The sequence below is a fragment of the Paenibacillus thalictri genome (genome assembly GCF_004307995.1).
In the GTDB taxonomy this organism is placed as follows: Bacteria; Bacillota; Bacilli; order Paenibacillales; family NBRC-103111; genus Paenibacillus_AF; species Paenibacillus_AF thalictri.
The window spans coordinates 36,809-61,797 of the sequence record NZ_SIRE01000036.1 but is presented as its reverse complement, the minus strand read 5'-3'; the positions used below and the strand labels follow the sequence as shown (position 1 = coordinate 61,797).

The 24,989-nt window shown below is 51.6% G+C and carries 21 protein-coding genes, 1 tRNA gene and 1 pseudogene; 21 read left to right on the top strand and 2 right to left on the bottom strand.

What is annotated here, in order from left to right; translation table 11 throughout:
- Positions 1-19: 19 nt before the first annotated feature.
- The 13 genes from EYB31_RS35235 (at position 20) to EYB31_RS35175 (ending at position 14,988) form a co-directional block, all read left to right on the top strand.
- Entirely contained in the window at positions 20-1,777 is a 1,758-nt protein-coding gene (locus tag EYB31_RS35235) for a tetratricopeptide repeat protein (protein WP_131018273.1), read from the top strand.
- 89 nt (positions 1,778-1,866) lie between these two features.
- Positions 1,867-2,814 carry a thioredoxin-disulfide reductase gene (gene trxB / locus EYB31_RS35230; protein ID WP_131018272.1) on the top strand — a complete coding sequence of 316 codons (948 nt, stop codon included), beginning with the start codon at positions 1,867-1,869 and terminating at the stop codon, positions 2,812-2,814.
- 83 nt (positions 2,815-2,897) lie between these two features.
- Positions 2,898-3,632, top strand: coding sequence for an ABC transporter ATP-binding protein (locus EYB31_RS35225; RefSeq protein ID WP_131018271.1), 735 nt, complete (start codon positions 2,898-2,900; stop codon positions 3,630-3,632).
- A gap of 111 nt (positions 3,633-3,743) precedes the next feature.
- A complete protein-coding gene (locus EYB31_RS35220; RefSeq protein ID WP_131018270.1) occupies positions 3,744-4,499 on the top strand; it encodes an ABC transporter permease in 756 nt (251 codons plus the stop codon).
- 130 nt (positions 4,500-4,629) lie between these two features.
- Entirely contained in the window at positions 4,630-5,580 is a 951-nt protein-coding gene (locus EYB31_RS35215; protein ID WP_131018269.1) for an ROK family glucokinase, read from the top strand.
- An 84-nt stretch (positions 5,581-5,664) separates the two neighbouring features.
- Complete coding sequence (gene rapZ, locus EYB31_RS35210; protein WP_131018268.1) at positions 5,665-6,564, top strand: RNase adapter RapZ; 900 nt, start codon at positions 5,665-5,667, stop codon at positions 6,562-6,564.
- Positions 6,561-7,547 (top strand): gluconeogenesis factor YvcK family protein, encoded by a 987-nt coding sequence (locus EYB31_RS35205; RefSeq protein ID WP_131018267.1) that lies wholly within the window; start codon positions 6,561-6,563, stop codon positions 7,545-7,547. The genes rapZ and EYB31_RS35205 overlap by 4 nt, the downstream gene beginning before the upstream one ends.
- A gap of 5 nt (positions 7,548-7,552) precedes the next feature.
- Positions 7,553-8,482, top strand: a complete 930-nt coding sequence (gene whiA / locus EYB31_RS35200; protein WP_131018266.1) for a DNA-binding protein WhiA — start codon at positions 7,553-7,555, stop codon at positions 8,480-8,482.
- Between the two features lie 166 nt (positions 8,483-8,648).
- Entirely contained in the window at positions 8,649-8,918 is a 270-nt protein-coding gene (locus EYB31_RS35195; protein WP_131018265.1) for an HPr family phosphocarrier protein, read from the top strand.
- 218 nt (positions 8,919-9,136) lie between these two features.
- Positions 9,137-10,897: a stalk domain-containing protein gene (locus tag EYB31_RS35190; RefSeq protein ID WP_131018264.1), complete on the top strand. Its 1,761-nt coding sequence runs from the start codon at positions 9,137-9,139 to the stop codon at positions 10,895-10,897.
- 124 nt (positions 10,898-11,021) lie between these two features.
- The gene (locus EYB31_RS35185) at positions 11,022-11,555 is read left to right on the top strand and encodes an NfeD family membrane protein (protein WP_131018263.1); all 534 of its coding nucleotides are present in this window, start codon (positions 11,022-11,024) and stop codon (positions 11,553-11,555) included.
- 58 nt (positions 11,556-11,613) lie between these two features.
- Complete coding sequence (locus tag EYB31_RS35180) at positions 11,614-13,128, top strand: flotillin family protein (protein WP_131018302.1); 1,515 nt, start codon at positions 11,614-11,616, stop codon at positions 13,126-13,128.
- Between the two features lie 345 nt (positions 13,129-13,473).
- The gene (locus EYB31_RS35175) at positions 13,474-14,988 is read left to right on the top strand and encodes a methyl-accepting chemotaxis protein (RefSeq protein WP_131018262.1); all 1,515 of its coding nucleotides are present in this window, start codon (positions 13,474-13,476) and stop codon (positions 14,986-14,988) included.
- A gap of 74 nt (positions 14,989-15,062) precedes the next feature.
- Here the strand turns inward: EYB31_RS35175 and clpP are convergent, their stop codons facing one another.
- Complete coding sequence (gene clpP, locus EYB31_RS35170; protein WP_131018261.1) at positions 15,063-15,644, bottom strand: ATP-dependent Clp endopeptidase proteolytic subunit ClpP; 582 nt, start codon at positions 15,642-15,644, stop codon at positions 15,063-15,065.
- 276 nt (positions 15,645-15,920) lie between these two features.
- Positions 15,921-15,995: transfer RNA gene (locus EYB31_RS35165), tRNA-Arg, on the bottom strand.
- A 347-nt stretch (positions 15,996-16,342) separates the two neighbouring features.
- Here EYB31_RS35165 and EYB31_RS35160 point away from each other — a divergent pair.
- The 8 genes and pseudogenes from EYB31_RS35160 to secG form a co-directional block, all read left to right on the top strand.
- A complete protein-coding gene (locus EYB31_RS35160; RefSeq protein WP_131018260.1) occupies positions 16,343-17,371 on the top strand; it encodes a sugar-binding transcriptional regulator in 1,029 nt (342 codons plus the stop codon).
- Between the two features lie 55 nt (positions 17,372-17,426).
- Positions 17,427-18,434, top strand: coding sequence for a type I glyceraldehyde-3-phosphate dehydrogenase (gap, locus tag EYB31_RS35155; protein ID WP_131018259.1), 1,008 nt, complete (start codon positions 17,427-17,429; stop codon positions 18,432-18,434).
- 290 nt (positions 18,435-18,724) lie between these two features.
- Entirely contained in the window at positions 18,725-19,906 is a 1,182-nt protein-coding gene (locus tag EYB31_RS35150; RefSeq protein ID WP_131018258.1) for a phosphoglycerate kinase, read from the top strand.
- Between the two features lie 42 nt (positions 19,907-19,948).
- Positions 19,949-20,701: a triose-phosphate isomerase gene (gene tpiA, locus EYB31_RS35145; RefSeq protein ID WP_131018257.1), complete on the top strand. Its 753-nt coding sequence runs from the start codon at positions 19,949-19,951 to the stop codon at positions 20,699-20,701.
- 1 nt (position 20,702) lies between these two features.
- Positions 20,703-22,235, top strand: a complete 1,533-nt coding sequence (gpmI, locus tag EYB31_RS35140; protein ID WP_131018256.1) for a 2,3-bisphosphoglycerate-independent phosphoglycerate mutase — start codon at positions 20,703-20,705, stop codon at positions 22,233-22,235.
- Between the two features lie 79 nt (positions 22,236-22,314).
- On the top strand, positions 22,315-23,607 hold the full coding sequence (gene eno / locus EYB31_RS35135) for a phosphopyruvate hydratase (protein ID WP_131018255.1): 1,293 nt from the start codon (positions 22,315-22,317) through the stop codon (positions 23,605-23,607).
- Between the two features lie 94 nt (positions 23,608-23,701).
- Positions 23,702-24,394: a M50 family metallopeptidase gene (locus EYB31_RS35130; protein WP_131018301.1), complete on the top strand. Its 693-nt coding sequence runs from the start codon at positions 23,702-23,704 to the stop codon at positions 24,392-24,394.
- Between the two features lie 169 nt (positions 24,395-24,563).
- Positions 24,564-24,791 (top strand): annotated as a pseudogene (secG, locus tag EYB31_RS35125) (preprotein translocase subunit SecG); the annotation flags it as partial.
- Positions 24,792-24,989 lie beyond the last annotated feature (198 nt).

Sequence of the window (24,989 nt, the reverse complement as noted above, 5' to 3'; positions counted from 1 at the left end):
AATGGAGGTGCCTTACCATATGGAAAAGAAAAAGCAGGTGGCGAAAATCGGAAAACAGAAGATCATTTCACTTAACATGGATGCCACGTTTTTTTTCGAAAGGGCCGTGCAATCGCTCGACCGGTATCATTATGATAAGGCATTGAAATATTTCCGCCGCGCGGCGGAATTTGAGCCGGAGAATCCGGTGAATCACTGCAACTTGGCAGGGCTGCTCTCGGAAATGGGCAATTACGAAGAATCGAACCGGATTTTGCAGCAGGTGCTCGACACGATCGACCCGACGATGACCGAATGTTATTTCTATATGGCCAATAACTTCGCCAATATGGAAAACTTCGAATCGGCCGAGAACGCGATTGTGCATTATTTAGAGAATGATCCGGCCGGACAGTTCTTGGAGGAAGCCGAGGAAATGATCGAGCTGCTCAGCTACGAGCTCGAGCGTCCGACCAAACTAAACGGCATTAAGAGCCGCGAAGGCTTGTTTGAACATGACAAAGCGCGGGCTTTGCTGGAGGAAGGCAAGTTCGCAGAAGCTGTCCGCATCATGGAGAAGCTGGTTAAGAAACATCCGGACTTTACGGCCGCGCGCAACAACTTGGCGCTGGCTTATTATTATATGGGGTATTTTGAGAAATCGGTCGATATGATCAAACAGGTGCTTGAGTTGGATCCGGGCAATTTGCATGCGTTATGCAATCTGGCCATCTTCTATCAGCACTTCGGCGATAAGGAGAAACTGTCCGGTCTGCTCGGACTGCTCCGCAAAACGTACCCGTATCATCAAGATCATACATTTAAGCTAGCAACGACCATGGGGATTTTGGGCGAGCATGAATCGGCGTTGAGATTGTTTAAAAGGCTGCTCAAGACCGGTGAAGCCGGCCAGGATCCGTGTCTATACCATTATGCCGCTGTAGCAGCGTTCAACACCAAACGCCTAAACGAAGCGGAGCGTTTGTGGAAGCAAGCGGAGAAGCTGGATCCGGGTTCGGAGATTCCGAAGTTTTTCCTGAATCAGCTGCGCCGCAGCTTTGTTGAAGACATCAAGCCGATGATAAGTTACCATTATCATCTGCCGTTTGAAGAGCAGTTCCGTTTGCTGGATAAAACCGGCGACGGCATTCCGGAGCAATTGACGCGGGACCCGCTGGTGCGCTCGTCTTTTTTCTGGGCGCTGCGGCATGGAGATACCGATACGAAGCTGCAAGTAATTCAAGCGTTCAGTCTGATTGCGGATAACGAAGTGAAGGACGCCTTGCTTGAGTTTATTATAGAACCCGAAGAAGACGATTATTTGAAGAAAATAGCGATATTCGTTCTCCGCAGCATCGGCGTCGAAGGTCCGGTGACCGCGGTGATCGACAACAAACGGATGACGGTGCCGATGTCGCCATTTTCGCAAAATCTGCCGGTCTGGGAAAACAAGTGGCAGCAGGTCATGGATACGGCGATCCGGCAAATGAATAAACGCTACGATATGGTTCAGCAATACGATCTCGAAACGCTGTGGGTGGAATATCTGTCACGTGTATATCCGAACACGCCGAAGATCACCAAGATTGAAGGCTGGGCGGCGGCGCTTGAATATTTGACGGCTAAAATGCACCGCCGTGCCGTATCCTATCAAGAGGTGGCTCTGCGTTACGGGGCGTCTGTGGCGACCATCAGCAAAAATGTCAAGGCGATCGACGAGGCCTGCGGCTTAAAGCAGAAAATGACTGCGATTTTTGCCAAGCTGCCCGCGCTGGAAAATCACGATCCGGAACTGTAGACAAATTCAGATAAATGAGAGATAATATTAAAAAAGAATAATTCTAAAGAAGGTGCTGTGCAGCTTCTTTACACAGGAGGAGGAGCACTATGCATAAGGCTATTATTATCGGGACCGGACCGTCGGGACTTACCGCTGCAATTTACTTGGCCCGTGCGAACCTGAACCCGCTTGTCATCGAGGGGCCCGAACCGGGCGGACAGCTGACAACAACAACGGAAGTTGAAAATTTTCCGGGTTTTCCAGAAGGCATCATGGGGCCCGAATTGATGGATAATATGCGTAAGCAAGCCGAACGCTTCGGCGCTCAGTTCCGTACCGGATGGGTGAACAGCGTGGATATGTCGCAACGCCCGTTTAAGCTGACCATCGAAGGCGGCGAAGTGCTGGAAGCGGAATCGATCATCATCTCGACCGGTGCATCGGCTAAATATCTCGGCATTCCCAACGAGAAAGAAAGCGTCGGACGCGGCGTTAGCACCTGCGCAACGTGTGACGGATTTTTCTTCCGCGGCAAAAAGATTATTGTGGTCGGCGGCGGCGACTCCGCGATGGAAGAAGCTCACTTCCTGACTAAGTTTGCGACGGAAGTGCGCCTTGTGCACCGCCGCGGCGAACTTCGCGCTTCCAAAATCATGCAGGACCGCGCTCGTCAAAATCCGAAGATTACGTGGAGCTTAAACAACACTCCGCTTGAAGTTTTGTCCGGCGATAAAGGCGTAACCGGCCTGAAAGTGAAAAACAACGAAACCGGCGAAGAAGAAATTTTGGAAACCGACGGTTTGTTTGTGGCGATCGGCCATACGCCAAACACGAAGTTTCTCGGCGGCCAGCTCGAAATGGATGAAACCGGCTATCTGATTGTAAAGCCGGGTACGACCGAAACGAACATTCCGGGCGTATTCGCTTGTGGCGACGTTCAGGATCACCGTTACCGTCAGGCGATTACCGCTGCGGGCAGCGGCTGTATGGCGGCGCTCGATTGCGAGAAGTTCCTGGAGGAACAACCCGTGCATGACTGGAGCCAAGCATTGTAACCTATACAAGATGACAGGCTGTTTTCGCGTCCTGCGAAGGCAGCCTGTTTTTTGCCGTATTCTAGAACGGGGGAAAGTGAGCGGTGACCTCGATATTAAAGCTGCAGCAGTTGACCAAAATATTGCCTCAAGGGGAACGGCCTATTTTGTTTGCCAATGTGAGTGCGCAGATTGACGAGCCGCAATCGATCGCGCTGCTTGGCGCTTCCGGACAAGGAAAAAGCACGCTGCTGCGGATGATGGCCATGCTGGATGTCCCCGATGAAGGGGAACTTCATCTGCACGGAACTCCGGCAAGCGCTTGGGTGCCCAAGGAATGGCGGATGCAAGCCTGCTACGTCGCTCAGCAGCCGGTGATGCTGCCGGGTACGGTGGAGGATAACCTGAAGGCAGCAAGCCGCCTTCATAAGCACAGCTTCGACCAAGAATTGGCGAGAGAGTTGATGGGCGAGCTGGGACTATCCGGTATGGACTGGGGCAAGCGGGCCGGTGATTTATCCGGGGGAGAAAAGCAGCGGGTTGCGCTGATTCGCTCGTTGCTGCTCAGGGCGCCCTTATACCTGCTCGATGAAACGACTTCCTCGCTGGATGCGCACAGCAAACGGGCTGTCCAGCGGCTGCTTACGGCATGGCAGGCCAAAGAATCGTGCACCATGATCTGGGTGACGCATGATCTGGATGAAGCGCGTGCCGTCAGCCAGCGTATCTGGTTTATGGCCGACAGGGTGTTATGCGAAGATGCGGAGACAAATGAGTTTTTTGAACAGCCGGCTACGGAGAAGGCTCGGAGGTTTCTGCAAGCGGCAGGCCGGCACTAGGAGTCTGTCCGACGAAAGTAAACGGGTGAATATTTTTTATGAATGCGGCTATTGCAGGAAAGGGATGGCATCTATAAGGAGTATAGTTTTCTTAAGTGGGAGAGAAAACCGATGTCCGCATTGGCGTTAGGCTTTACGCTTGTATTTGTTGTCATTACCATGTGTGTGTCGTTATGGCAGAAGCTTGGTTTGGAGAAGGATATTGCGGTTGGCACGATCCGCTCGGCCGTTCAGCTTCTGGCGGTCGGATATGTGCTGCAGTTTGTTTTTTCAACGGAACAGCCGCTGCTGCTGGTATTGATTGTTGCGGTCATGATTACGGTTGCCGCCTGGAATGCCGGTATGAGGGGAAAAGGGCTGCCCGGCATCCGCTGGCGAATTGCGCTCGCCATCACAGTAACCGAGTTGATGACGATGGGGCTGCTTCTAGGCCTCCGGATTATCGAATGGACGCCGCAATATATGATTCCGATCAGCGGTATTACGATCGGCTCGGCGATGATTGTTTCGGGATTGTTCATCAATCAGATGAACCGCGAGGTTCAGTCGGTTTCAGGGGAGATCGAAGCGCTGCTGGCCCTTGGCGCTACACCCCGGCAGGCCATTCACGAGTCGCTTAAACGTTCGGTCAAATTCAGCATGATCCCGACCATCGACGGCATGAAGACGGTTGGCCTTGTGCAGCTGCCGGGAATGATGACGGGTATGATTGTAGCCGGAGCCAGCCCGGTGGAGGCTGTGCGCTACCAAATTTTGATTATGTTTGTGTTGTCCTCCTCCGCGGCGATGACCAGCATTTTGCTCGCTTTAGTCAGCTACCGTCTGTGGTTTACGAAAGAGCATCGGCTGCGGCAGCGAGCAGATTAAACAGAACTTTCCAGATTTGTGCGGTGGCGCCGCTGGCGTTTTCAGGAAGTTATCTTGACTGCCCCAAATCTTAAGCTTATAGTTGGTAATGGAGTACTACGCGATTATTATGTATGAGGTGACCATTGTCATGGGAGAAAAGATTTTTGTTGGGGTTGACTTGGGTGGAACCACCATTAAAGTAGGTATTTGCGATGAAGGCGGTAATCTGCTGCAAACCTACGAAGGACCGACAGGGACCGAACACGGCTCCGAAGTGGTGCTCGAGAACATCGCACAATATGTGCGCAAGCTGGTGGCCGAATCGCCATACGAATGGGAGCAGATTGCGGGCATTGGCGCGGGCATTGCAGGTTTTATGGACATCCCCCAAGGCTTCATCAAATTATCTCCTAATCTAGGCTGGCGCAACGTGCCGGTGAAACAAATATTGGAAGAAAAGCTCGGTAAAACCGTAAAAATAGACAATGACGCCAACGTGGCTGCGCTTGGAGAAGCGTGGAGCGGAGCGGGCAAAGACGTGCCGATCGTTGTATGTTATACGCTGGGCACAGGCGTCGGGGGCGGCATTATTTTTAACAAGCACGTTGTGCAAGGTTTCACAGGTATGGGCGGCGAACTCGGACATATGATGATTGTACCGGACATTGAAGCCATTGAGTGCGGCTGCGGCAAGAAGGGCTGCCTGGAGACGGTTTCTTCGGCAACCGGCATCATTCGGATGGCGAAGGAAGCCGTAGAACGCGGCGATCATACATCGCTGGCGCTTGTGCCGAATATTATGGCTAAGGACGTATTTGACGCGGCCAAATCGGGCGACGAGGTTGCGCTTCGCATCATCGACCGTGCGGCGCTGTACATCGGTAAATCGATGGCGCTGGTATCCGTTATTGTCAATCCGCAGCGCTATATCATTGGGGGCGGCGTTTCGAAAGCCGGAGATATACTGTTTGAGGCGATTCGCAAATATTTTCATATGTTTACACAAGAAGCGGCCACCGAAGGTGTCGATATCGTTCCGGCGATCTTGGGCAACGATGCGGGGATTGTCGGCGCAGCCGGCTTAAATCTGCATGGCTAACCCCGTGACTAAATATTCATCCGCATCACCCTCCCTTCGGGCTTCTCGCCGACTTATCACATTGAATAATGGGGGAACCGGACAATGGAAGACATACATTCTTTAGGCAAGCTGGTTATTATCACGGGCATGTCGGGAGCGGGAAAAACGATTGCCGTGCAAAGTCTAGAAGATATGGGTTTTTTCTGCGTCGACAATCTTCCTCCCGTGCTTATTCCCAAATTCGCCGAGCTGATCGAGCAATCGAAAGGCAGAATCGGCAAAGTGGCGCTTGTTATCGATCTTCGAGGCAGGGAATTTTTCGATTCCTTGTCCGAATCGTTGCGTTACTTGAAAGAGAACTACACGCTTACTTACGAAATCCTGTTCTTGGACGCTACGGACAATACGCTTGTCCAGCGTTATAAGGAAAGCCGCCGCAGGCATCCGCTGGCTCCGCAGGGAGCCCCGCTGGAAGGTATTCAGCAGGAGCGGAGACTGCTTGAGGAACTGAAGGGTCTGGCGACACAGGTCATCGACACCTCCAGTTTGGCGCCAGCGCAGCTGAAAGGGAAAATTACGAACCGGTTTACGAATCTCGAATCCAACGTCATTTCCATTAATGTCATTTCTTTTGGTTTTAAGTACGGCGTGCCGATCGACGCAGACTTGATTTTTGACGTGCGTTTTTTGCCGAACCCGCATTATGTGGAGGCGCTGCGCCCGAATACGGGGCAGGACTCGGATGTATATGAGTACGTGATGAAGTGGGGCGAAACGCAGGAGTTTTTGACGAAACTTGTCGATTTGCTGCAATTTCTAATGCCGCAGTATCATAAGGAAGGTAAAAGCCAGGTGGTTGTAGGGATTGGCTGCACGGGCGGCAAACATCGCTCTGTGGCGATTGCCGAATATTTGGGCAAGGTGCTGGGCAGCAGCGAAACCGAAATCGTGCGGGTGAGCCATCGTGATGCCGAGCGCGACCGAGTCGAGGTGAAGAAATGAGCCGGCCGCCAAGTAAGCCAAGGCGGCCGCGTGTCGTCGTCATCGGCGGCGGCACCGGACTGTCCGTCATGCTGCGTGGTCTTAAGGAGCGCCCGATCGATATTACGGCGATTGTTACCGTGGCCGATGACGGGGGCAGTTCCGGCATTTTGCGTTCCGAGCTGCAGATGCCGCCGCCGGGGGATATTCGCAACGTGCTGATCGCACTCGCCGATGCGGAACCGCTGCTCGCGCAGACGCTCCAATACCGATTTCCTGCCGGTACGGGTTTAGCCGGCCATAGTTTGGGCAACCTAATGTTGGCGGCAATGTGTGATATTTCCGGCGATTTTGCTACCGGAGTTCGGGAATTAAGCCGTGTGCTTGCCGTGCGCGGGCGCGTGCTGCCTGCCGCCTCCCATGCGATTGTGCTGAAAGCGGAGATGGAAAGCGGCGACATCGTAGAGGGCGAGTCTAAGATCCCGCTGGCCGGGGGCGCCATCAAACGTGTGTTTATCGATCCTCCGGACGTATCGCCGCTGCAGGAAGCGGTGGAGGCACTGCAGGAGGCCGATGCGATATTGGTCGGTCCGGGGAGCTTATACACAAGCATCCTCCCGAACCTGCTTGTTCCGCAAATTACACAGACCATCATGGAATCGCAGGCGGTGAAGGTGTTTATCTGCAATGTCATGACGCAGCCGGGAGAGACGGACAATTACTCCGTCAGCGATCATTTGCGGGCTGTCCGGGACCATGTCGGATGCGATCTGTTCGATTATGTGATCGTTAACAACGGGGAAATCCCGCCGCAGGTACAGGACCGTTACGCCGAGAAAGGCGCTCGCGTGGTGCATCTCGATCTTGATGAGGTGACGAAGAAGGGGTATAAGGTCATCGCCGACAAGCTTGTTTTATTCCGCACTTACCTGCGTCACGATGCGGATAAATTAAGCCATCATATTTACCAGTTGGTGGAGAGCTGGATGCTGAAGAAAGGGTGATTCGTGTGTCTTTCGCAGCTCAGACGAAAAAAGAGCTTACACAATTCCAGGCGGAAGCCTGCTGCGAAAAAGCCGAGCTGGCTGCGCTCATCCGGATGAACGGGACGGTTCAGCTGTCCAATCAAAGGATTGTGCTCGACATTTCCACGGAAAACGCGGCTATCGCCCGGCGCATCTATTCTTTGCTGAAAAAGAAGTTTGAAGTGCATACGGAGCTGCTTGTCCGGAAGAAAATGCGGCTCAAAAAAAATAATGTCTACATCGTGCGGGTACCCGGCAAGGTACAGGAAATTTTATCGGATTTGAAAATTGTATCCGAGGGCTTCATGTTTACACCCGGTATCGACAAGGAGCTTATTAAAAGCCCATGCTGCAAAAGATCGTATTTGCGGGGCGCATTTCTGGCTGGGGGCTCGGTAAATAATCCGGAAGGGTCCTCCTATCACCTCGAAATCGCATCCAGCTATGAGGAGCACAGCAAGGCGCTGTGCGATCTGGTCAACAAGTTTGATTTGAACGCCCGCTGCATCGAACGGAAGAAGGGCTTTATTTTATATATTAAAGAAGGCGAGAGGATTATTGAGTTCTTAAGCCTGATCGGGGCACATCAAGCGCTGCTGCGGTTTGAAGACGTCCGGATCATGAAAGATATGCGCAACTCGGTAAATCGGCTGGTGAACTGCGAAACCGCAAATCTCAATAAGACGATCGGGGCCGCTGTCCGGCAGATTGATAACATCAAGCTGATTCAGAAGGAATACGGTTTGCACAACTTACCAGATAAACTTCGGGAGGTGGCGGAAATCCGACTGAAGTACCCCGATTTGAATTTGAAAGAGGTCGGCGACATGCTTAAGGGAGCCGTAAGTAAATCGGGAGTCAATCATCGGCTGAGAAAAATCGACGAGTTGGCGGAAAAGCTGCGAAAGCCTTAAATTTTTCTAAAAACCGCAAAATTTTGTGTCTGAGCTCATTTTTTCTAGTGTATTGCTCGGAAAAATGCTATAATAGATGAAAATTCGCTTTATTCGTGGTAAACGCACCTAAGCATATAGTTAATCTGTCAAAAGCTACTTAAGTAACGTAGGGGGTATATACGGCATGTCGAAACGCCCAGTTGTCGTGAAGTTGAAAACAGGTCTTCATGCAAGACCAGCGGCGCTCTTTGTCCAAGAGGCGAACAAGTTTTCTTCGGAGATTTTTGTAGAGAAAGACGAGAAGAAAGTAAACGCGAAGAGCATCATGGGGATCATGAGCCTTGCGATTAGCACAGGTACGGAAGTTTACATTAGTGCGGAAGGTTCGGACTCAGATCAGGCTGTAAACGCTTTAGTCGCACTTGTCAGCAAAGAGGAATTGGAGAATCAATAGGACATCCGGAAAGCTTCCTTGTGGAAGCTTTTTCTAGCTGGACCAATGCCATTTTATTCATGTCTGAAAAGCTTCAAGACAGCGCAACCTTTTTCATAACACCGCGTCTATTAATGCGGGTCGTTAAAGTAGAAAAAGGTCGGACGCTGTCTTTTTGCTTTTCATGACCACAGATAGAAGCGCGTATAAAACGTGCCGATCTTAAGGAGAAGAGTGTAGTGAAACAATTAAAGCGGGAATTGTCGGTCATCATGATTATTTGCTTGCTTACGCTGATGTATGGAATGCCAGCGGCTCAAGCGGCGGTCTCATCCAGTACGACCTATATTGTATTGTACGTCAATAAGGCGGATGCGTTTGTAGGCAGCGAGAAAGTTACGTTGGATGCGCCTGCAACGATCCTAAAGGATAAGATGTTCGTGCCGGCGAAATTTCTGGGCGACACGATGGGCATGAAGGTGGAATGGAACGAGACATCGCGCGACATTACCATGGCTACGCCAGGCTTCAACATCGTGTTGAATGCGGATAAGAAGTCGGTGTGGATTAACGGATTGATGACGCCATTCGACGATGTAGCGGCGATTGTAAACGGCAGGCTGATGGTTAAGCTGACTTGGCTTGCGGATTATATGGGCGCACGTTATACCTATAACGATGAGCTCAAACGTGTAGATATTATTTATACGAAGGCGCCAACCTCGATTTACAATACAGCGACCAACCAGTCCAAACCGGTCGCCAAGTTTTCGTTTGCCAAAGAATCTTACCGTATGGGCGAGCCGGTCAAATATGTTGACTTAAGTTATGATCCGGATGCCGAGGGCATCGCCAAATACGAATGGACCGGCAATCAAGAAGCGTTCTTCCAGGCAGGCACATACCCCGTTTCATTAACCGTTACGGACGGGCATGGCAATAAAAGCGAAACATACACCCGCAATATTGTGATTGAAGATAAGGAATTCTTGAGCGCGGTTGAGTATCCGATCTACATGAAGCCGCCGGGAACGTTTATTAAGACCGACTGGAGCATGCTGTGGGGGCATTTCTGGGATTTGCCCGAACTGCCGAAGTCGGCTACCGCAGATGCCACACGCCCCGTTCTCGTCAGCGACAGTCCGGAGGAGTTTACGGAGAAGGGTATCTTGTACCAGGATAAAATCAACGGCAAGGCGCGTCTGTACGCCGATCATGTGAATGGGACGAAGGACAAGCTGACGCTGGCGATTATGGCCACCAACAAGACGAATAAACCGGTTACGATCAAAACGACCAACAAAGGCGAAGTATGGCCTTCGGTATACGCGAATCTGATTGGCAACGAAGCGACGGTAGATTTCCTGATGAATGATCCGCTCAAAGAGTCGCTTACCGTGCCGGTCAATCAAACGTTTATTTTCAAACAGTTCCCGGATTTCTACCCGGGTCAAGGCATTAACCTGTTCTACGATGTGGAAACCGACGGCGAGCTGCAGATGTCGTTTGTTGCGACCGATGCGATAACGGCCACTACGCTGCAAACATTGCCGCTGCTGCCGTTTACCGGCCATGTGCGCGGCACCTTCCCGGTATCGCAGGTGAACTGGAACATCGACGCCACCTCATTTACGAAGCCGTCGCGGCTTGTGATTGGGGATAATAAATCCGATCCGTTCCAGCCGGGCTTCGACCCGCAGCGCAATCAGAAGGTGACCAACGACGGAAACTACGGGGTTGTATACAAAATCCACTCCGACCAGCCGCGTAAAATGGCGATCATGATTTTGGCCAAAGGCGGCGTGTTTAAGGGGCCGTTCAAGATTAACGGAGAAATCCGGCTTGTCCCGGAATCGGGAGTGCTGACGCCGTTTGACAACATGCAGATCTTAGCCAAAACGACCGGTAAAGAGAAATCGCTGGATATTGAATTTTCTCCGCCGGCCGGCTCCGCTTTCCCGATTGACTTGATTTTTTACCCGCTTGAAGATAAAGAATAACATCGTTCCGGATGCCGCCGACGTGCAGTATCCGGATTTTTTATTGTAATAAAAATTTAATACGGCTAAAGTGCAACCTTTTTACAATATTAACCGTCTTAATAGTAGGTGGAGGTGTGTTGATATGCTGGAGCTGTATTGGAGTTGTTTGGCCGTTGGTGCGCTTGTTGCGGTTGCAACCGTCTTGTTCGGCGATGTGCTCAGCAATGCGCTGCATGGCATGCTCGACTTTATGTCGGGAGACCATCTTCACGTCATGCAGCCGATGGTGCTGTTCGGAGGGATCACGGTGTTTGGCGGCGCGGGCATTTTATTAAGCCGTTACAGCGTGTTTACGGCGGTGCCGGTAGTGCTGTTATCGGCGGCAAGTGCGATAGCCGTGTCTTCGCTTGTGTACTTCCTGTATGTCAAACCTATGCGCGGCAGCGAAAGCTCGATCGGGTTCTCGCTGAACGACCTGGTGGGGCAAATCGGCGAGATCTCCGTTCCCGTCCCTGCACAAGGCTGTGGCGAAGTTATTTTTATTCTGGGCAGCACAAGAACGAACCAGATCGCCGCAAGTTTTGACGGGGATGAAATTGAATCCGGGGCGAGGGTCGTCACCGTTGAGGTGAAGGATCATGTCGTATATGTCACCCGGTTTGAACAGCACGCATAGGAATTACCTGTTTTAACGAAATTGGTGAGGATACTAGAAAAGAGGAGATGATGTGCAGATGGTACCAGATGCGTTATTTGTTCCTATCGTCGTTGTTGCAGTTATTATTGTTTTTGGCCTGGCCTTCTGGGCCCGGTACAAAACGGTCAGCCCGGACGAGGCCATGATTGTGACCGGCTCGTTTCTTGGATCGAGCAATGTGCTGACAGATGACACGGGACGCAAAATTAAAATCGTCCGGGGCGGAGGCGCGTTCATTCTTCCGATTTTTCAGCAGTCTCAATTTTTATCGCTGCTGTCCCATAAGCTCGATGTATCGACTCCGGAAGTATACACGGAGCAAGGCGTTCCGGTTATGGCCGACGGCGTGGCAATTATAAAGATCGGCGGAGCCGTAGAGGACGTTGCTACGGCGGCAGAGCAGTTTATGGGTAAGCCTACGGAAGCGCTGAAAGGAGAAGCGCAGGAGGTACTGGAAGGGCACTTGCGTGCGATACTCGGATCGATGACCGTGGAGGAAGTATACCGGAACCGGGATAAATTCGCCCAAGAGGTGCAGAGTGTCGCGGCGAAGGATTTGAAGAAAATGGGACTGCAGATTGTCTCTTTTACAATTAAAGATCTTCGCGACAAAAACGGGTACTTGGATTCCTTGGGTAAGCCGCGTATTGCCGCCGTTAAGCGGGATGCGGACATTGCGCAAGCGGAAGCGGTGCGGGACGCCCGGATCCAGAAAGCGCGGGCTGAGGAAGAAGGCCAGAAAGCTGAGTTGCTCAGGGATACGAACATTGCCGAAGCGCAAAAGGCGAAGGAGCTTAAAGTCGCTTCTTTCAAAAAAGACCAGGACATGGCCAAGGCGGAAGCGGACCAAGCTTACTATATTCAAGAAGCTCGCTCCAAGCAAAGCGTAGTGGAAGAACAGATGCAGGTGGAGTTGGTGCGAAAGGAGCGGGAGATCGATCTGGAGGCGAAAGAAATTTTGCGCCGCGAGAAGCAATACGACTCCGAAGTCAAGAAAAAAGCCGACGCCGACCGTTATGCGGTGGAGCAAGCGGCGGAAGCGGAGAAAGCCAAACGATTGCGCGAAGCGGATGCGCATCAGTACCGCATTGAAGCCGAAGCGCGGGCGATGGCCGAACAGAAGCGGCTGGAAGGTTTGGCGATCGCGGATGCCGAGCGGGCCAAAGGTACGGCGGAAGCGGAAGTCATACGCCTGCGCGGTCTGGCGGAAGCGGAAGCGAAGCAGAAGCTGGCCGAAGCGTTCGAGAAGTTCGGCGAAGCGGCCGTGCTCGATATCATCGTGAAGATGCTGCCGGAGCTTGCAGGACGGATCGCCGATCCGATCCGCTCGATCGACAAGCTGACCGTCGTAGATACCGGTCACGGAGAAGGAGCCGCCCGGGTGAGCAACTACGTCACGTCGTTGATGGCTACCGCGCCGGAGATGGTTAAGGACGTCAGCGGCATCGATGTCGGGCAGTTGATGAAGCGGCTGACGCAGCCGCAGGAGCGGACGATAACCCGCACGACGCCAGATCAGGTGCAGCCTCCCGCGGCGCCAACGGAATCATAAGTTAGTAGAACCGATTTTTTCGATAAAAGGACCGCGGTCTCCGCTTTTATAGTGGAAACTGCGGTCCTTTCGTTTGAGAATCGCAACATTTCAACGACATGCGGACACTTTTGGGACAAGGACAGCCTTTTCCGTACAGATTGGCGGCAGCCCAATTTCTAAAGAATCGCTCAAATTTGCTGGCAGGTACTGACGTTAAGGCCAAGTCCCGATTATAATAGGTCAGAGGCGAGAAGATTCCCATCATCATGGATGATACAAGGGTGGAGCGGAGCGCATCAAACAACGGTTATACACATAGCCGATCATATAAAGTGAATTGTACATAAGCAGGGGGAAGATCATATGCACCCAAGAAAAAACAGACTTATGCTCTGGTTATCGCTGTTTGCTGTGCTCTTAAGTTTCATTGTCCACATTCTTGAAAGGGGATTTGGCCTTTTTGATTATCACAATACGTCCGGACTGCATACGGTGCATGCGAGCGCCGGCATGTCCCCGGTTGTGTTGAACATATTGCTCATTGTGCCGGCAGCGCTTTATGGGAGCTGTTTGTTCCTGTACGCCCGCATGCAAAAGGATCACCCGGCTATTCCTTACCTGATCGCGGCGGGAATGACATTTTCCAGTATCTCGATTATTGCCGGAAGCGGCGGCGGCACGGAATTTCATTTTTCCATATTTATGGTGATTGCGACTATTGCCTATTACGACAACATTCGACTCGTGATGCTGATGACCTCATTGTTTGCCGTTCATCATATCGCGGGGTTCTTTTTATTTCCGGAGCTAGTGTTCGGAACTTCGGTCTCACTTATGATGCTGGCGGTACACGCCGTTTTCTTAATATTGACCTCACTGGCTACCTCGCTGCAGATCATATCCAAAATGAAGATCACAAGAGCGTTGGAAACGGATCGGGAAGAGAAGCAGGGAAGGCTGGTTAAGGTGCTGGATAGCGTCAAGATCCTCTCTAATGAGCTGGAACGCTCGTCGGTGACCGTTTCGGCAAAATCGGCAGCAACGATTCGCATGAATGAAGAAATGAACATGTCGTTTAGAGAAGTCACCGGCGGGCTGGAGGCGCAAAGCGAATCCATCGGCAGCATTGAGCATAATCTGCAAGGCATCAACCGGATGATTGCCCAGACGGCCTATGCCTCCAAGGAGATGAAGGAGCGGGCGGAAGTGAGCGGAGCGATGGTTTCGGATAATGACCGCAGTATGAAAACGTTGTTCGAGCAGATCGTCTTTGTTGCTAACGTGACCCAATCTGTCAAAACGACCATATCGGCATTAAACGATTCGGCCCAGCGGGTAGAAACCATTATCGCCACCGTCCAGGAGGTCGCCAACCAGACCAATCTGCTGGCGCTTAACGCCGCTATTGAAGCGGCAAGGGCCGGGGAGCAGGGCAAAGGGTTTGCCGTTGTGGCCACGGAAATTCGCAAGCTGGCGGAACGCAGCAGCCGAGCTACCCAAGATATTCAAGAGATTTTGTCAACGATTCAAGAGGAGAGCGCATTTTCGGTGGAGCAGATTGAAGAAAGCAAGCAGGCAACCGATCTGTCGGTGACAAGAGCTCAGGAAACGATAGCCGGGTTTGAACGGATGAACCAGGACTTGGACCAGATCATTCAGTTGATGACTCAACTGGACGAGTCCATCGCGCAGATCGAATTCAGTTCCTCCAAGATTTCAGGCGAGGTGGGCAGTATTTCTGCCGTTACGCAGCAAAGTGTCGCTGCTATGGAGCAATTGTTTGCCGTCAGTGAAGCGCAGATGAGTTCCTCTAAGGAAGTAGACCGCGAAATCGTCCAGCTGAAAGAAATTTCCCAAACGTTATATAGACAAATATAAGTAACGGCCTTGACCCATATAAAAATCCCGGTGCTCCGTTGATGGAACGCCGGGATTTGTTATTGTGGCCTGGCTTAAATTTTCTCGATCACCTTGTCGATCAAGCCGTATTCTTTCGCTTCGGCCGCCGACATGAAGTTGTCGCGGTCCGTGTCTTTTTCGATCCGTTCAAACGGTTGTCCGGAACGCTCGGCCAAAATTCTGTTCAAGTTGTCGCGCATTTTCAAAATCCGCTTAGCGCGAATTTCAATATCGCTGGCTTGACCTTCCGCTCCGCCGAGCGGTTGGTGAATCATGACTTCGCTGTTAGGCAGCGCCAACCGTTTGCCTTTTGCGCCGGCGGTGAGCAGGAACGCTCCCATCGAGGCAGCCATACCTACACAGATGGTAGATACATCCGGTTTAATGAATTGCATGGTGTCATAGATCGCCATGCCGGAAGTAATCGAGCCGCCAGGGCTGTTGATGTACAAGTGGATATCCTTGTCGGGATCTTGCGCAGCCAAGAACAACAGCTGGGCAATAATGGAGTTGGCGACGACATCGTTAATCGCGCTTCCCAAAAAGATGATACGGTCTTTCAGCAAGCGGGAGTATATGTCGTATGCACGTTCTCCTCTTGCGTCCGGCTCAACAACCATTGGAATGAAATTCATAGCGGCGTCCTCCTTGATAGGGGTGTATGGTGTAAAAAGGTTGATTTCTGGTGATGCACTTATCATACCGAAAAAAAATCCAAAGGTCAAGAAAGGTCAAACCATGTCGAAAAAGAAAAGCTTCTGCTTGAAGCTTTAAGTGTTGGCATGCATTTCGAGTGGGTTGAGCCAAATTGCTTGTCTTATTCAGAAGCTTGGGCTTTCGGCCAGGGATTTATACTATTTGCAAAATAAAAAAACCAGCTTACGCTGGTTTCGTTGTTAAGTGTAAAGTAATGGCGCGCCCGTAAGGAATCGAACCTTAATCTCAGGCTCCGGAGGCCTACGTCATATCCATTGGACCACGGGCGCATGTTCTGTGAAAATTTGTGACAGCAAAAGTAATTATAAGATAAGCCTAATAAAAATGCAAGCATAAATCTGTAATTGCATAATTCTGCACTAACAATGAATCTGCAGCGGCAGCCCATTTGTTTGTGAAAATGTGCACTTTCATTGCAAATTATTTTTCAGTTAGCTATAATAAAACCGTAACAAAAAGTTGCTAAAAGAGTTAGCAATTATTTTTTTGGATGATGTGGGACCTAAAATGCAGTATCGGGACACAAAATGACCAACGAGAGGTTAAAAGCTTTCTCAAATGGTTATGCTGTTAACTCGGGGGCCACGGCAACGATAAAAGCAACACGGAGTGTGCTATGAGAGAAATTCTCGATATTCAAAAGCAACTGCTCCCCGATTTGACGGAAGTGATGAAGAAGCGGTACACCATTCTGCATCACATTATGGTTTCCGGATTAATCGGGCGCCGTACGCTGGCCGGCATTATGAAGACGACCGAGCGGATTCTTCGCGGCGAGGTTGACTTTTTGAAGGAACAAGGTCTTCTGGAAGTGGAAAGCTCGGGTATGCGGATCAGCGAGGCCGGCCGGCAGCTGCTGGAACGGATCGAACCGTTGGTCAAGGATTTGTTTGGGCTTACCGATCTGGAGGAACGAATCTCCCGGCAGTTTGGCCTGAAGCAGGTCGTTATTGTACCCGGCGATTCGGATGTTTCGCAGCACACCAAGAAAGAGCTTGGCCGAGCGGGAGCCACTTTACTCCGTAAGCTGGTCAACAAAGACGAAGTGATCGCTGTTACTGGCGGATCCACGATGGCTCAAGTCGCAGAGCATTTGACGTCGTCGACGTCGATGAAAGGCTGCTGGTTTGTGCCCGCACGGGGCGGACTTGGGGAAAGCGTTGAGCTTCAGGCGAATACGATTGCCTCCACGATGGCCAAGAGGACCGGCGCCGAATACCGGCTGCTGCATGTGCCGGATCATCTCGGCGAAGAAGCTTACCAGTCGCTCATTCAGGACAAAATGATCCGCGAGCTGCTGGATTTTATCCGCAAAGCCCGTATTGTGGTGCATGGGATCGGGGACGCTATGGTAATGGCTAGGCGTCGGAATGTAGATCCCGAAACAACAAGCAGTCTGCAGGAAAAAGGCGCGCTTGCCGAAGCGTTCAGCTACTATTTCGACAAGCGGGGGAACATCATTCATAAGATGCCGACGCTGGGGCTGCGTATTGAAGACATTCAGAGCATGGATGCGGTAATCGGCATAGCCGGAGGCCGCAGTAAAGGAGAGGCGATTGCTTCAGTGCTCCGCTTTGGGCACGAGGATGCGCTTGTTACCGATGAAGCCGCCGCTTTGGAGATTTTGAAATACGGTTCATCATGATAGGCTTCATTGCCTGTCTTGACATATAATATATTTTCCTAGGAGGAAACCAATCATGGCAGTAAAAGTTGGTATTAACGGTTTTGGCCGTATCGGCCGCAACGTGTTCCGCGCAGCGCTGAACAATCCGGATGTGGAAATTGTCGCAGTAAACGATCTCACTGATGTTAACACACTGGCTCACCTGTTGAAATACGACACCACTCATGGCAGATTGAACGGTACCGTTCAAGTTGCTGAAGGCGCATTGATCGTTAACGGCAAAAACATCAAAGTTTTCGCTGAGCGCGACCCAGGAGCTATCGCATGGGGCGAATACGGCGTTGAAATCGTCGTTGAATCGACTGGTATTTTCACAGCGAAAGAAAAAGCAGAACTTCACTTGAAAGGCGGCGCGAAAAAAGTTATTATCTCCGCTCCGGCTACCAATGAAGACATCACGATCGTTATGGGCGTTAACCAAGACAAATACGATCCTTCCAAACACACGGTTATCTCGAACGCTTCTTGTACGACAAACTGCTTGGCTCCATTCGCTAAAGTATTGCACGAAAAATTCGGTATCGTGAAAGGCATGATGTCCACGATCCACTCCTATACAAACGACCAGCAAGTGCTTGACCTGCCGCACAAAGACTTGCGCCGTGCTCGCGCTGCTGCTGAGAACATCATTCCTTCCACAACGGGTGCCGCTAAAGCTGTAGCATTGGTACTGCCGGAATTGAAAGGTTTGCTGAACGGTGGTTCCTTCCGCGTTCCGACTCCAAACGTATCCGTTACGGATTTTGTTGCCGAGCTGAAAGTCAACGTAACAATCGACGAAGTGAACGCAGCGTTGAAAGAAGCTTCCGAAGGCGCAATGAAAGGCATCTTGAACTTCACTGACGAGCCGCTCGTATCCAGCGACTTCAACGGCGACCCTGCTTCCTCGACGATCGACTCCTTGTCGACTATGGTTGTAGGCGACAACATGGTGAAAGTGGTTTCCTGGTACGATAACGAGTGGGGCTACTCCAACCGTGTCGTTGACCTCGCTGCATTTGTTGCTAAACAAGGTCTATAATAGATTTGTCATATGCTGGTTGAAAAAGGGAGAAGCGACTTCTCCCTTTTCCTGTAACAGGGGTTTGGTGAATTGTGCTCCTTCGGCGGTTGGGGGGCGATGGGGGTATACCTCCGGCTTCCAATTGAAATTTTTTCATATGAACTTCAATCTTTAGCGGTATGAAAAAAATTTCAAAAGAAGCACGCTCCGCTCTCCGGTACACCCCCATTCGCCTTCAGCTACCTTCTGCTAGGCCCACAAAAACCAAAACCCTGTTACACAGCTACATAAACGATGGAGGGGATTCTATGAACAAGAAAAGCGTTCGCGATGTAGAAGTATCCGGCAAACGCGTATTTGTGCGCGTTGATTTTAATGTGCCGTTGGAAAATGGTAAAATTACAGACGATACCCGTATCCGGGAGACGCTCCCGACGATTCAATATTTGAGCGAGCGTGGCGCAAGAGTGATCTTGGCCAGCCACTTGGGCCGTCCGAAAGGACAAGTTGCCGAGGAGCTGCGCTTAACGCCTGTAGCGGCACGTTTGTCCGAGCTGCTGGGCAAACCGGTAGCCAAAGCCGACGAGGCGATTGGCGATGCGGTTAAAGCGCAAGTAGCGGCTTTGCAAGATGGCGAGGTGCTGCTGCTTGAAAACGTTCGCTTCTATGCGGGCGAAGAAAAGAACGATCCGGAATTGGCCAAAGCTTTTGCCGAGCTGGCTGATCTGTACGTCAACGATGCTTTCGGCGCAGCTCACCGCGCACATGCTTCGACAGAAGGCATCGCTCACCATTTGCCGGCCGTATCCGGTCTGCTGATGGAGAAAGAGCTCGATGTGCTTGGCAAAGCGCTCAGCAACCCGGAGCGTCCGTTCACAGCTATCGTGGGTGGAGCGAAAGTAAAGGATAAGATCTCGGTTATCGAGAATTTGATCAAAATTGCGGACAACATCATCATCGGCGGCGGCCTGTCCTACACGTTCTTCAAAGCAAGAGGTTTAGAAATCGGAAAATCGCTCGTCGATAACGACCGTTTGGAACTGGTTCAAGAGTTCGAACGTCAAGCCAAAGAAAAAGGCGTGAACTTCCTGCTTCCGGTTGACGTCGTGGTTGGCGACGCGTTCAGCAACGACGCTAATACGAATATCGTGCCGGTTGACCAGATCCCTGCAGACTGGGAAGCTTTCGATATCGGGCCGAAAACACGTGAGCTGTATGCCGAAACGATTGCTAATTCGAAGCTTGTCGTATGGAACGGACCGATGGGCGTATTCGAGCTCGAGCCTTATAAACAAGGCACGCTTGCGGTGGCTGAGGCCTGTGCGGCTACTTCCGGTTACACGGTCATCGGCGGCGGCGATTCCGCGGCAGCGGTTGAGAAGTTCCATCTTGGCGACAAAATGGACCACATCTCCACAGGCGGCGGCGCTTCGCTCGAATTTATGGAAGGCAAGGCGCTTCCGGGCGTTGTTGCATTAAACGATAAGTAATCGATTGAGAGAATTTGAATATAGAAAGGACGGATCCAAGCTATGAGAAAACCGATTATTGCCGGCAACTGGAAAATGTTTAAAACCGTTCCGGAGGCTCTTGCTTTCGCGGCGGAAGTAAAAGGCAAAGCGGAAGTCGACGGAGTGGACAGCGTGATCTGCGCGCCATTCACGAACTTGCCTGCTTTGGTGGAAGCTTTAAAAGGAACACAAGTGAAGGTCGGCGCGCAAAATCTGCATTTTGAAGACAACGGCGCGTTTACCGGCGAAATCAGCGGTTTGATGCTGAAGGAGCTTGGCGTGGAGTATGTCATTATCGGGCACTCCGAGCGCCGCGCTTATTTCGCGGAAACCGACGAGATCGTGAACAAAAAGGTACTCGCAGCGTTCAAGCACGGTCTGACTCCGATCGTTTGCGTAGGCGAAAAGCTCGAAGAGCGCGAAGCCGGCCAAACAAAAGACGTTTGCCGCGTACAAACGCTGGGCGCATTCGAAGGCGTATCCGCCGAGCAAGCGGTACAAGTTGTCGTTGCATACGAGCCGATTTGGGCGATCGGTACAGGCAAATCGTCGACAGCCGACGACGCTAATGAAGTCATCGGTTACATCCGCGAGCAGTTGGCCGGCAAATACGGCGCAGCCGTTGCCGACGCGATTCGCATCCAATACGGCGGCAGCGTCAAGCCGGGCAACATCCGCGAATACATGCAGCAATCGCACATTGACGGGGCGCTTGTAGGCGGAGCGAGCCTGGAACCTGCTTCCTACATTCAGCTGGTCGAGGGGGCCAAGTAAGATGGCTAGACCAAAACCGGTAGCATTGATTATTTTGGACGGCTTTGGCTTACGCGGAGATCTTCAAGGCAATGCGGTAGCACAAGCGAAAAAACCGAACTTCGACCGGTATTGGTCGACATTCCCGCATACGACGTTAACGGCTTGCGGTGAAGCGGTCGGCTTGCCTGAAGGCCAGATGGGCAACTCCGAAGTGGGTCATCTGAATATCGGCGCAGGGCGTATCGTATATCAGGACTTGACGAGAATTTCCAAATCGATTCGCGACGGCGAATTTTTCGATAATGAAACGATTCTCGGTGCGATCCGTCATGCCAAAACGAACGGCAAAAAGCTGCATTTGTACGGCCTTTTATCCGATGGCGGCGTACACAGTCATATCACTCACTTGTTCGCACTACTTGAAGCATGCAAAAAGGAAAGCTTCGAGAACGTGTACATCCATGCGTTCCTGGACGGACGTGATGTCGCTCCAGACAGCGCCAAAGGGTATATGGAGCAGCTGCTGGCCAAAATCGATGAGCTCGGCGTAGGCCGTATCGCGACCGTGCAAGGGCGTTATTATGCCATGGACCGCGACAAACGTTGGGAACGGGTCGAGAAATCGTACCGCGCTATGGTGTATGGCGAAGGCCCGCAATATACCGATCCGATGAAGGCGATTGTCGAGTCGTATGAAAAGTCGGTATTTGACGAGTTCGTGATGCCTACGGTCATCGTGGGAGCAGACGGTAAGCCGGCTGGCCTTGTTGAGTCGGGCGACGCCGTCATTTTCTTCAACTTCCGGCCGGACCGTGCGATTCAGCTGTCCCAAGTATTTACAAACAGTGATTTCCGCGGTTTCGATCGTGGAGACAAAGCTCCTAGCCAACTGTATTATGTATGCCTCACGTTGTTCAGCGAGTCGGTTGACGGATTTGTCGCTTACAAGCCGAAAAACCTCGACAACACGCTGGGCGAAGTGCTCGTTCAGAACAACCTGAAGCAGCTGCGTATCGCCGAAACGGAAAAATATCCGCACGTGACGTTTTTCTTCAGCGGTGGGCGGGACGTCGAGCTGCCGGGTGAAACCCGGATTCTGATCAATTCGCCGAAGGTGGCGACCTACGATCTGCAGCCGGAAATGAGCGCATATGAAGTGGCTGAAGCCGCTGTGAAAGAAATCGAAGCGGAAAGACAAGACGCGATTATTCTGAACTTCGCGAACCCGGATATGGTTGGACACTCCGGTCTGCTTGAGCCGACGATCAAAGCGGTGGAAGCGACGGACGAATGTTTGGGCAAAGTCGTTGAAGCTATTCTGGCCAAAGGCGGAGTGGTCTTGATTACAGCCGACCACGGCAATGCCGATGTCGTCACGAACCCGGACGGAACGCGCAATACGGCGCATACGACAAATCCGGTGCCCTTCATTCTGACCAAAAAAGATGTTACACTAAGGAACGATGGCATTTTGGCAGATATTGCTCCGACGATTCTAGCGCTGCTGCAGGTTGACAAGCCTGCTGAGATGACCGGCTCTTCGCTGATCTGATCGAGTATGGTTCGGGCAATCACGGCTTCGAGAACACAAATCATTTTAAGTAACTAACTATTAAAGGAGTGTACATTTCATGACCATCATTTCTCATGTTTATGCCCTGGAAGTATTGGATTCCCGCGGCAATCCGACTGTTGAAGTAGAAGTAACGCTGGAGTCCGGTGCACGCGGACGCGCGATTGTGCCTTCAGGCGCATCGACCGGAGCATATGAAGCCGTTGAGCTTCGCGACGGGGACAAGTCCCGTTACCTTGGTAAAGGCGTTCTGAAAGCCGTTGAGAACGTGAACGATCAAATCGCACCGGAAATCATCGGCATGGACGCATTGGACCAAGTCGGCATCGACAAACGTATGATCGAGCTCGACGGCACGCCAAACAAAGCCAAGCTCGGCGCTAACGCGATTCTGGCCGTTTCCATGGCCGTAGCGCGCGCAGCGGCTGAAGCTTTGGACATTCCTTTGTACGTATACCTCGGAGGATTTAACGCCAAAACATTGCCGGTTCCGATGATGAACATCATCAACGGCGGTGCGCATGCCGACAACAACGTCGACGTGCAAGAGTTCATGGTGCTTCCGGTAGGCGCTCCTTCCTTCAAAGAAGCTCTTCGTACAGGCGCGGAAATTTTCCACAACCTGAAATCCGTTCTGAAGGAAAAAGGCCTTAACACGGCTGTTGGTGACGAAGGCGGCTTTGCACCGAACCTGGGCTCCAACGAAGAAGCGATCCAAACGATCATTTCCGCAATCGAACGTGCAGGCTACAAACCGGGCGTTGACGTATTCCTTGGTATGGACGTTGCTTCCACGGAGTTCTTCAAAGACGGCAAATACCACCTCGAAGGCGAAGGCAAATCGTTTACTCCTTCCGAGTTCGTTGATCTGCTTGCTTCCTGGGTAGAGAAATATCCGATCATCACGATCGAAGACGGCTGTTCCGAAGACGATTGGGAAGGCTGGAAGCTGCTGACCGACCGTTTGGGCGGCCAGGTGCAATTGGTTGGCGACGACTTGTTCGTAACAAACACCGAGCGCTTGTCCCAAGGTATCGAAAAAGGCATCGGCAACTCGATCCTCGTGAAAGTAAACCAAATCGGTTCCTTGACGGAAACGTTTGACGCGATCGAAATGGCGAAACGCGCTGGTTACACAGCGGTGATCTCGCACCGTTCCGGCGAAAGCGAAGACAGCACGATTGCCGACATCGCCGTAGCAACCAACGCTGGCCAAATCAAAACCGGCGCTCCATCCCGTACGGACCGCGTAGCGAAGTACAACCAATTGCTCCGCATCGAAGACCAGCTTCAATCGGTTGCTCAATATGCCGGCAAAAAAGCGTTCTACAACTTGAAAAACTTTAAATAATATAGATAATGGGAATGAGAGGGGATGACGAACGTCCCCTCTCATTTTTAGTATGCGTCGGCAGCGCTCCGGCGGCGAGGGGATGAACCAAGGAATGAGCAACTGGCTGAAGACGATATTATTTTTGCTGGGTTCCGCCTTTTTGACGCATTTCATCCCTTTCTCATCTTTCTTTCGCAATTTGGACACAATGGTACATGAATTCGGCCATGCTGTCGTTACGCTTGCCTTATCCGGCAAAGTGATGTATATCGAGCTGTACGGCGATCATAGCGGTGTCACTTATTCGTCTGTCTCCTCCAGCTGGAGTCTGATTCCGATTTCGCTTGCCGGGTACATGACGGCTTCGCTTTTCGCCGTGTTCCTATTCCACTCCTACGCCAAAGGAAAGCAGCGGCTCGGGCTGCAGATTATGACGTTAATTGCCCTGATCAGCTTGATTTTGTTCGTGCGTAATCAATTTGGCATGTTGTGGCTGATCGGCTTTATTATTCTTAATGTGCTTGTCCTGGCTTTTGGGGCCAAATGGATCCGCAACTTCTATTACCTGTTGCTTTCGTTTCTAACGCTTGAGGAGTCCGTTTTCGGGGCGTTGTCGCTGGTATTGTACGCCTCGACGAACCCGGCGAAGGCGGGTGATGCCTCCAACTTAAGCCGCATGACGGGAATTCCTTCGATCGCGTGGGCGGTGCTGTTCTCGTTGTTCGCTTTATGGTGCGCCAAGCTGGCGATTCAGGCGTTTGCCGGCACTAGGAAAACGCAGAGCTCGCAGGGGGCCAGAGGATAGCCGCGCCGACCGGAACGTTATTGCAAGGGGTTCGTTGGCGGTGGATGTGACGCTTGGCGTGACATCCAGTTTTTCCCGATGGTACAAGTTGTGTTTGTCCATTTAATGTGATAAAATGTGAATACTGTCTGTTTTCAGGGACTTCTTCTGCACTAGGGGGTGGAACATAATGGAAATCGCATTGAAAGTGATCTTGATTATAGCATCGCTTGGTTTGATTGCTGCAGTTCTTTTGCAAAAAGGAAAAAGCGCGGGCTTATCGGGTGCTATCTCGGGAGGCGCCGAGCATTTGTTCGGTAAACAAAAAGCGCGTGGACTGGAGCTGTTTTTGTCTCGTTTGACGATGAGCTTAGCCGCCGCATTTTTCATATTAGCCGTTCTTGTCGCCTATTTCGTGCCGACGAATCAGTCGTCGATCGATCTTACGACACCTCCGGCAGCGTCAACCCCGGATACTGGGGCAGCGACGCCTCCGGCAGCCGGCACAACAACTACGCCACCAGCTGCAGGTACAACAACGACACCGCCAGCAACAGGAACCACTACAACGCCTCCGGCGGCGACGCCTGCACCGGCAACCGGTACAACGACGACA

Bases quoted from the DNA above. Each gene is read 5' to 3' on its own strand.
- EYB31_RS35235 (WP_131018273.1), top strand. From the start codon at position 20: ATGGAAAAGAAAAAGCAGGTGGCGAAAATCGGAAAACAGAAGATCATT.
- trxB (WP_131018272.1), top strand. From the start codon at position 1,867: ATGCATAAGGCTATTATTATCGGGACCGGACCGTCGGGACTTACCGCT.
- EYB31_RS35220 (WP_131018270.1), top strand. From the start codon at position 3,744: ATGTCCGCATTGGCGTTAGGCTTTACGCTTGTATTTGTTGTCATTACC.
- EYB31_RS35215 (WP_131018269.1), top strand. From the start codon at position 4,630: ATGGGAGAAAAGATTTTTGTTGGGGTTGACTTGGGTGGAACCACCATT.
- rapZ (WP_131018268.1), top strand. From the start codon at position 5,665: ATGGAAGACATACATTCTTTAGGCAAGCTGGTTATTATCACGGGCATG.
- EYB31_RS35205 (WP_131018267.1), top strand. From the start codon at position 6,561: ATGAGCCGGCCGCCAAGTAAGCCAAGGCGGCCGCGTGTCGTCGTCATC.
- EYB31_RS35195 (WP_131018265.1), top strand. From the start codon at position 8,649: ATGTCGAAACGCCCAGTTGTCGTGAAGTTGAAAACAGGTCTTCATGCA.
- EYB31_RS35185 (WP_131018263.1), top strand. From the start codon at position 11,022: ATGCTGGAGCTGTATTGGAGTTGTTTGGCCGTTGGTGCGCTTGTTGCG.
- EYB31_RS35180 (WP_131018302.1), top strand. From the start codon at position 11,614: ATGGTACCAGATGCGTTATTTGTTCCTATCGTCGTTGTTGCAGTTATT.
- EYB31_RS35175 (WP_131018262.1), top strand. From the start codon at position 13,474: ATGCACCCAAGAAAAAACAGACTTATGCTCTGGTTATCGCTGTTTGCT.
- clpP (WP_131018261.1), bottom strand. From the start codon at position 15,644: ATGAATTTCATTCCAATGGTTGTTGAGCCGGACGCAAGAGGAGAACGT.
- EYB31_RS35160 (WP_131018260.1), top strand. From the start codon at position 16,343: ATGAGAGAAATTCTCGATATTCAAAAGCAACTGCTCCCCGATTTGACG.
- gap (WP_131018259.1), top strand. From the start codon at position 17,427: ATGGCAGTAAAAGTTGGTATTAACGGTTTTGGCCGTATCGGCCGCAAC.
- EYB31_RS35150 (WP_131018258.1), top strand. From the start codon at position 18,725: ATGAACAAGAAAAGCGTTCGCGATGTAGAAGTATCCGGCAAACGCGTA.
- tpiA (WP_131018257.1), top strand. From the start codon at position 19,949: ATGAGAAAACCGATTATTGCCGGCAACTGGAAAATGTTTAAAACCGTT.
- gpmI (WP_131018256.1), top strand. From the start codon at position 20,703: ATGGCTAGACCAAAACCGGTAGCATTGATTATTTTGGACGGCTTTGGC.
- eno (WP_131018255.1), top strand. From the start codon at position 22,315: ATGACCATCATTTCTCATGTTTATGCCCTGGAAGTATTGGATTCCCGC.
- EYB31_RS35130 (WP_131018301.1), top strand. From the start codon at position 23,702: ATGAGCAACTGGCTGAAGACGATATTATTTTTGCTGGGTTCCGCCTTT.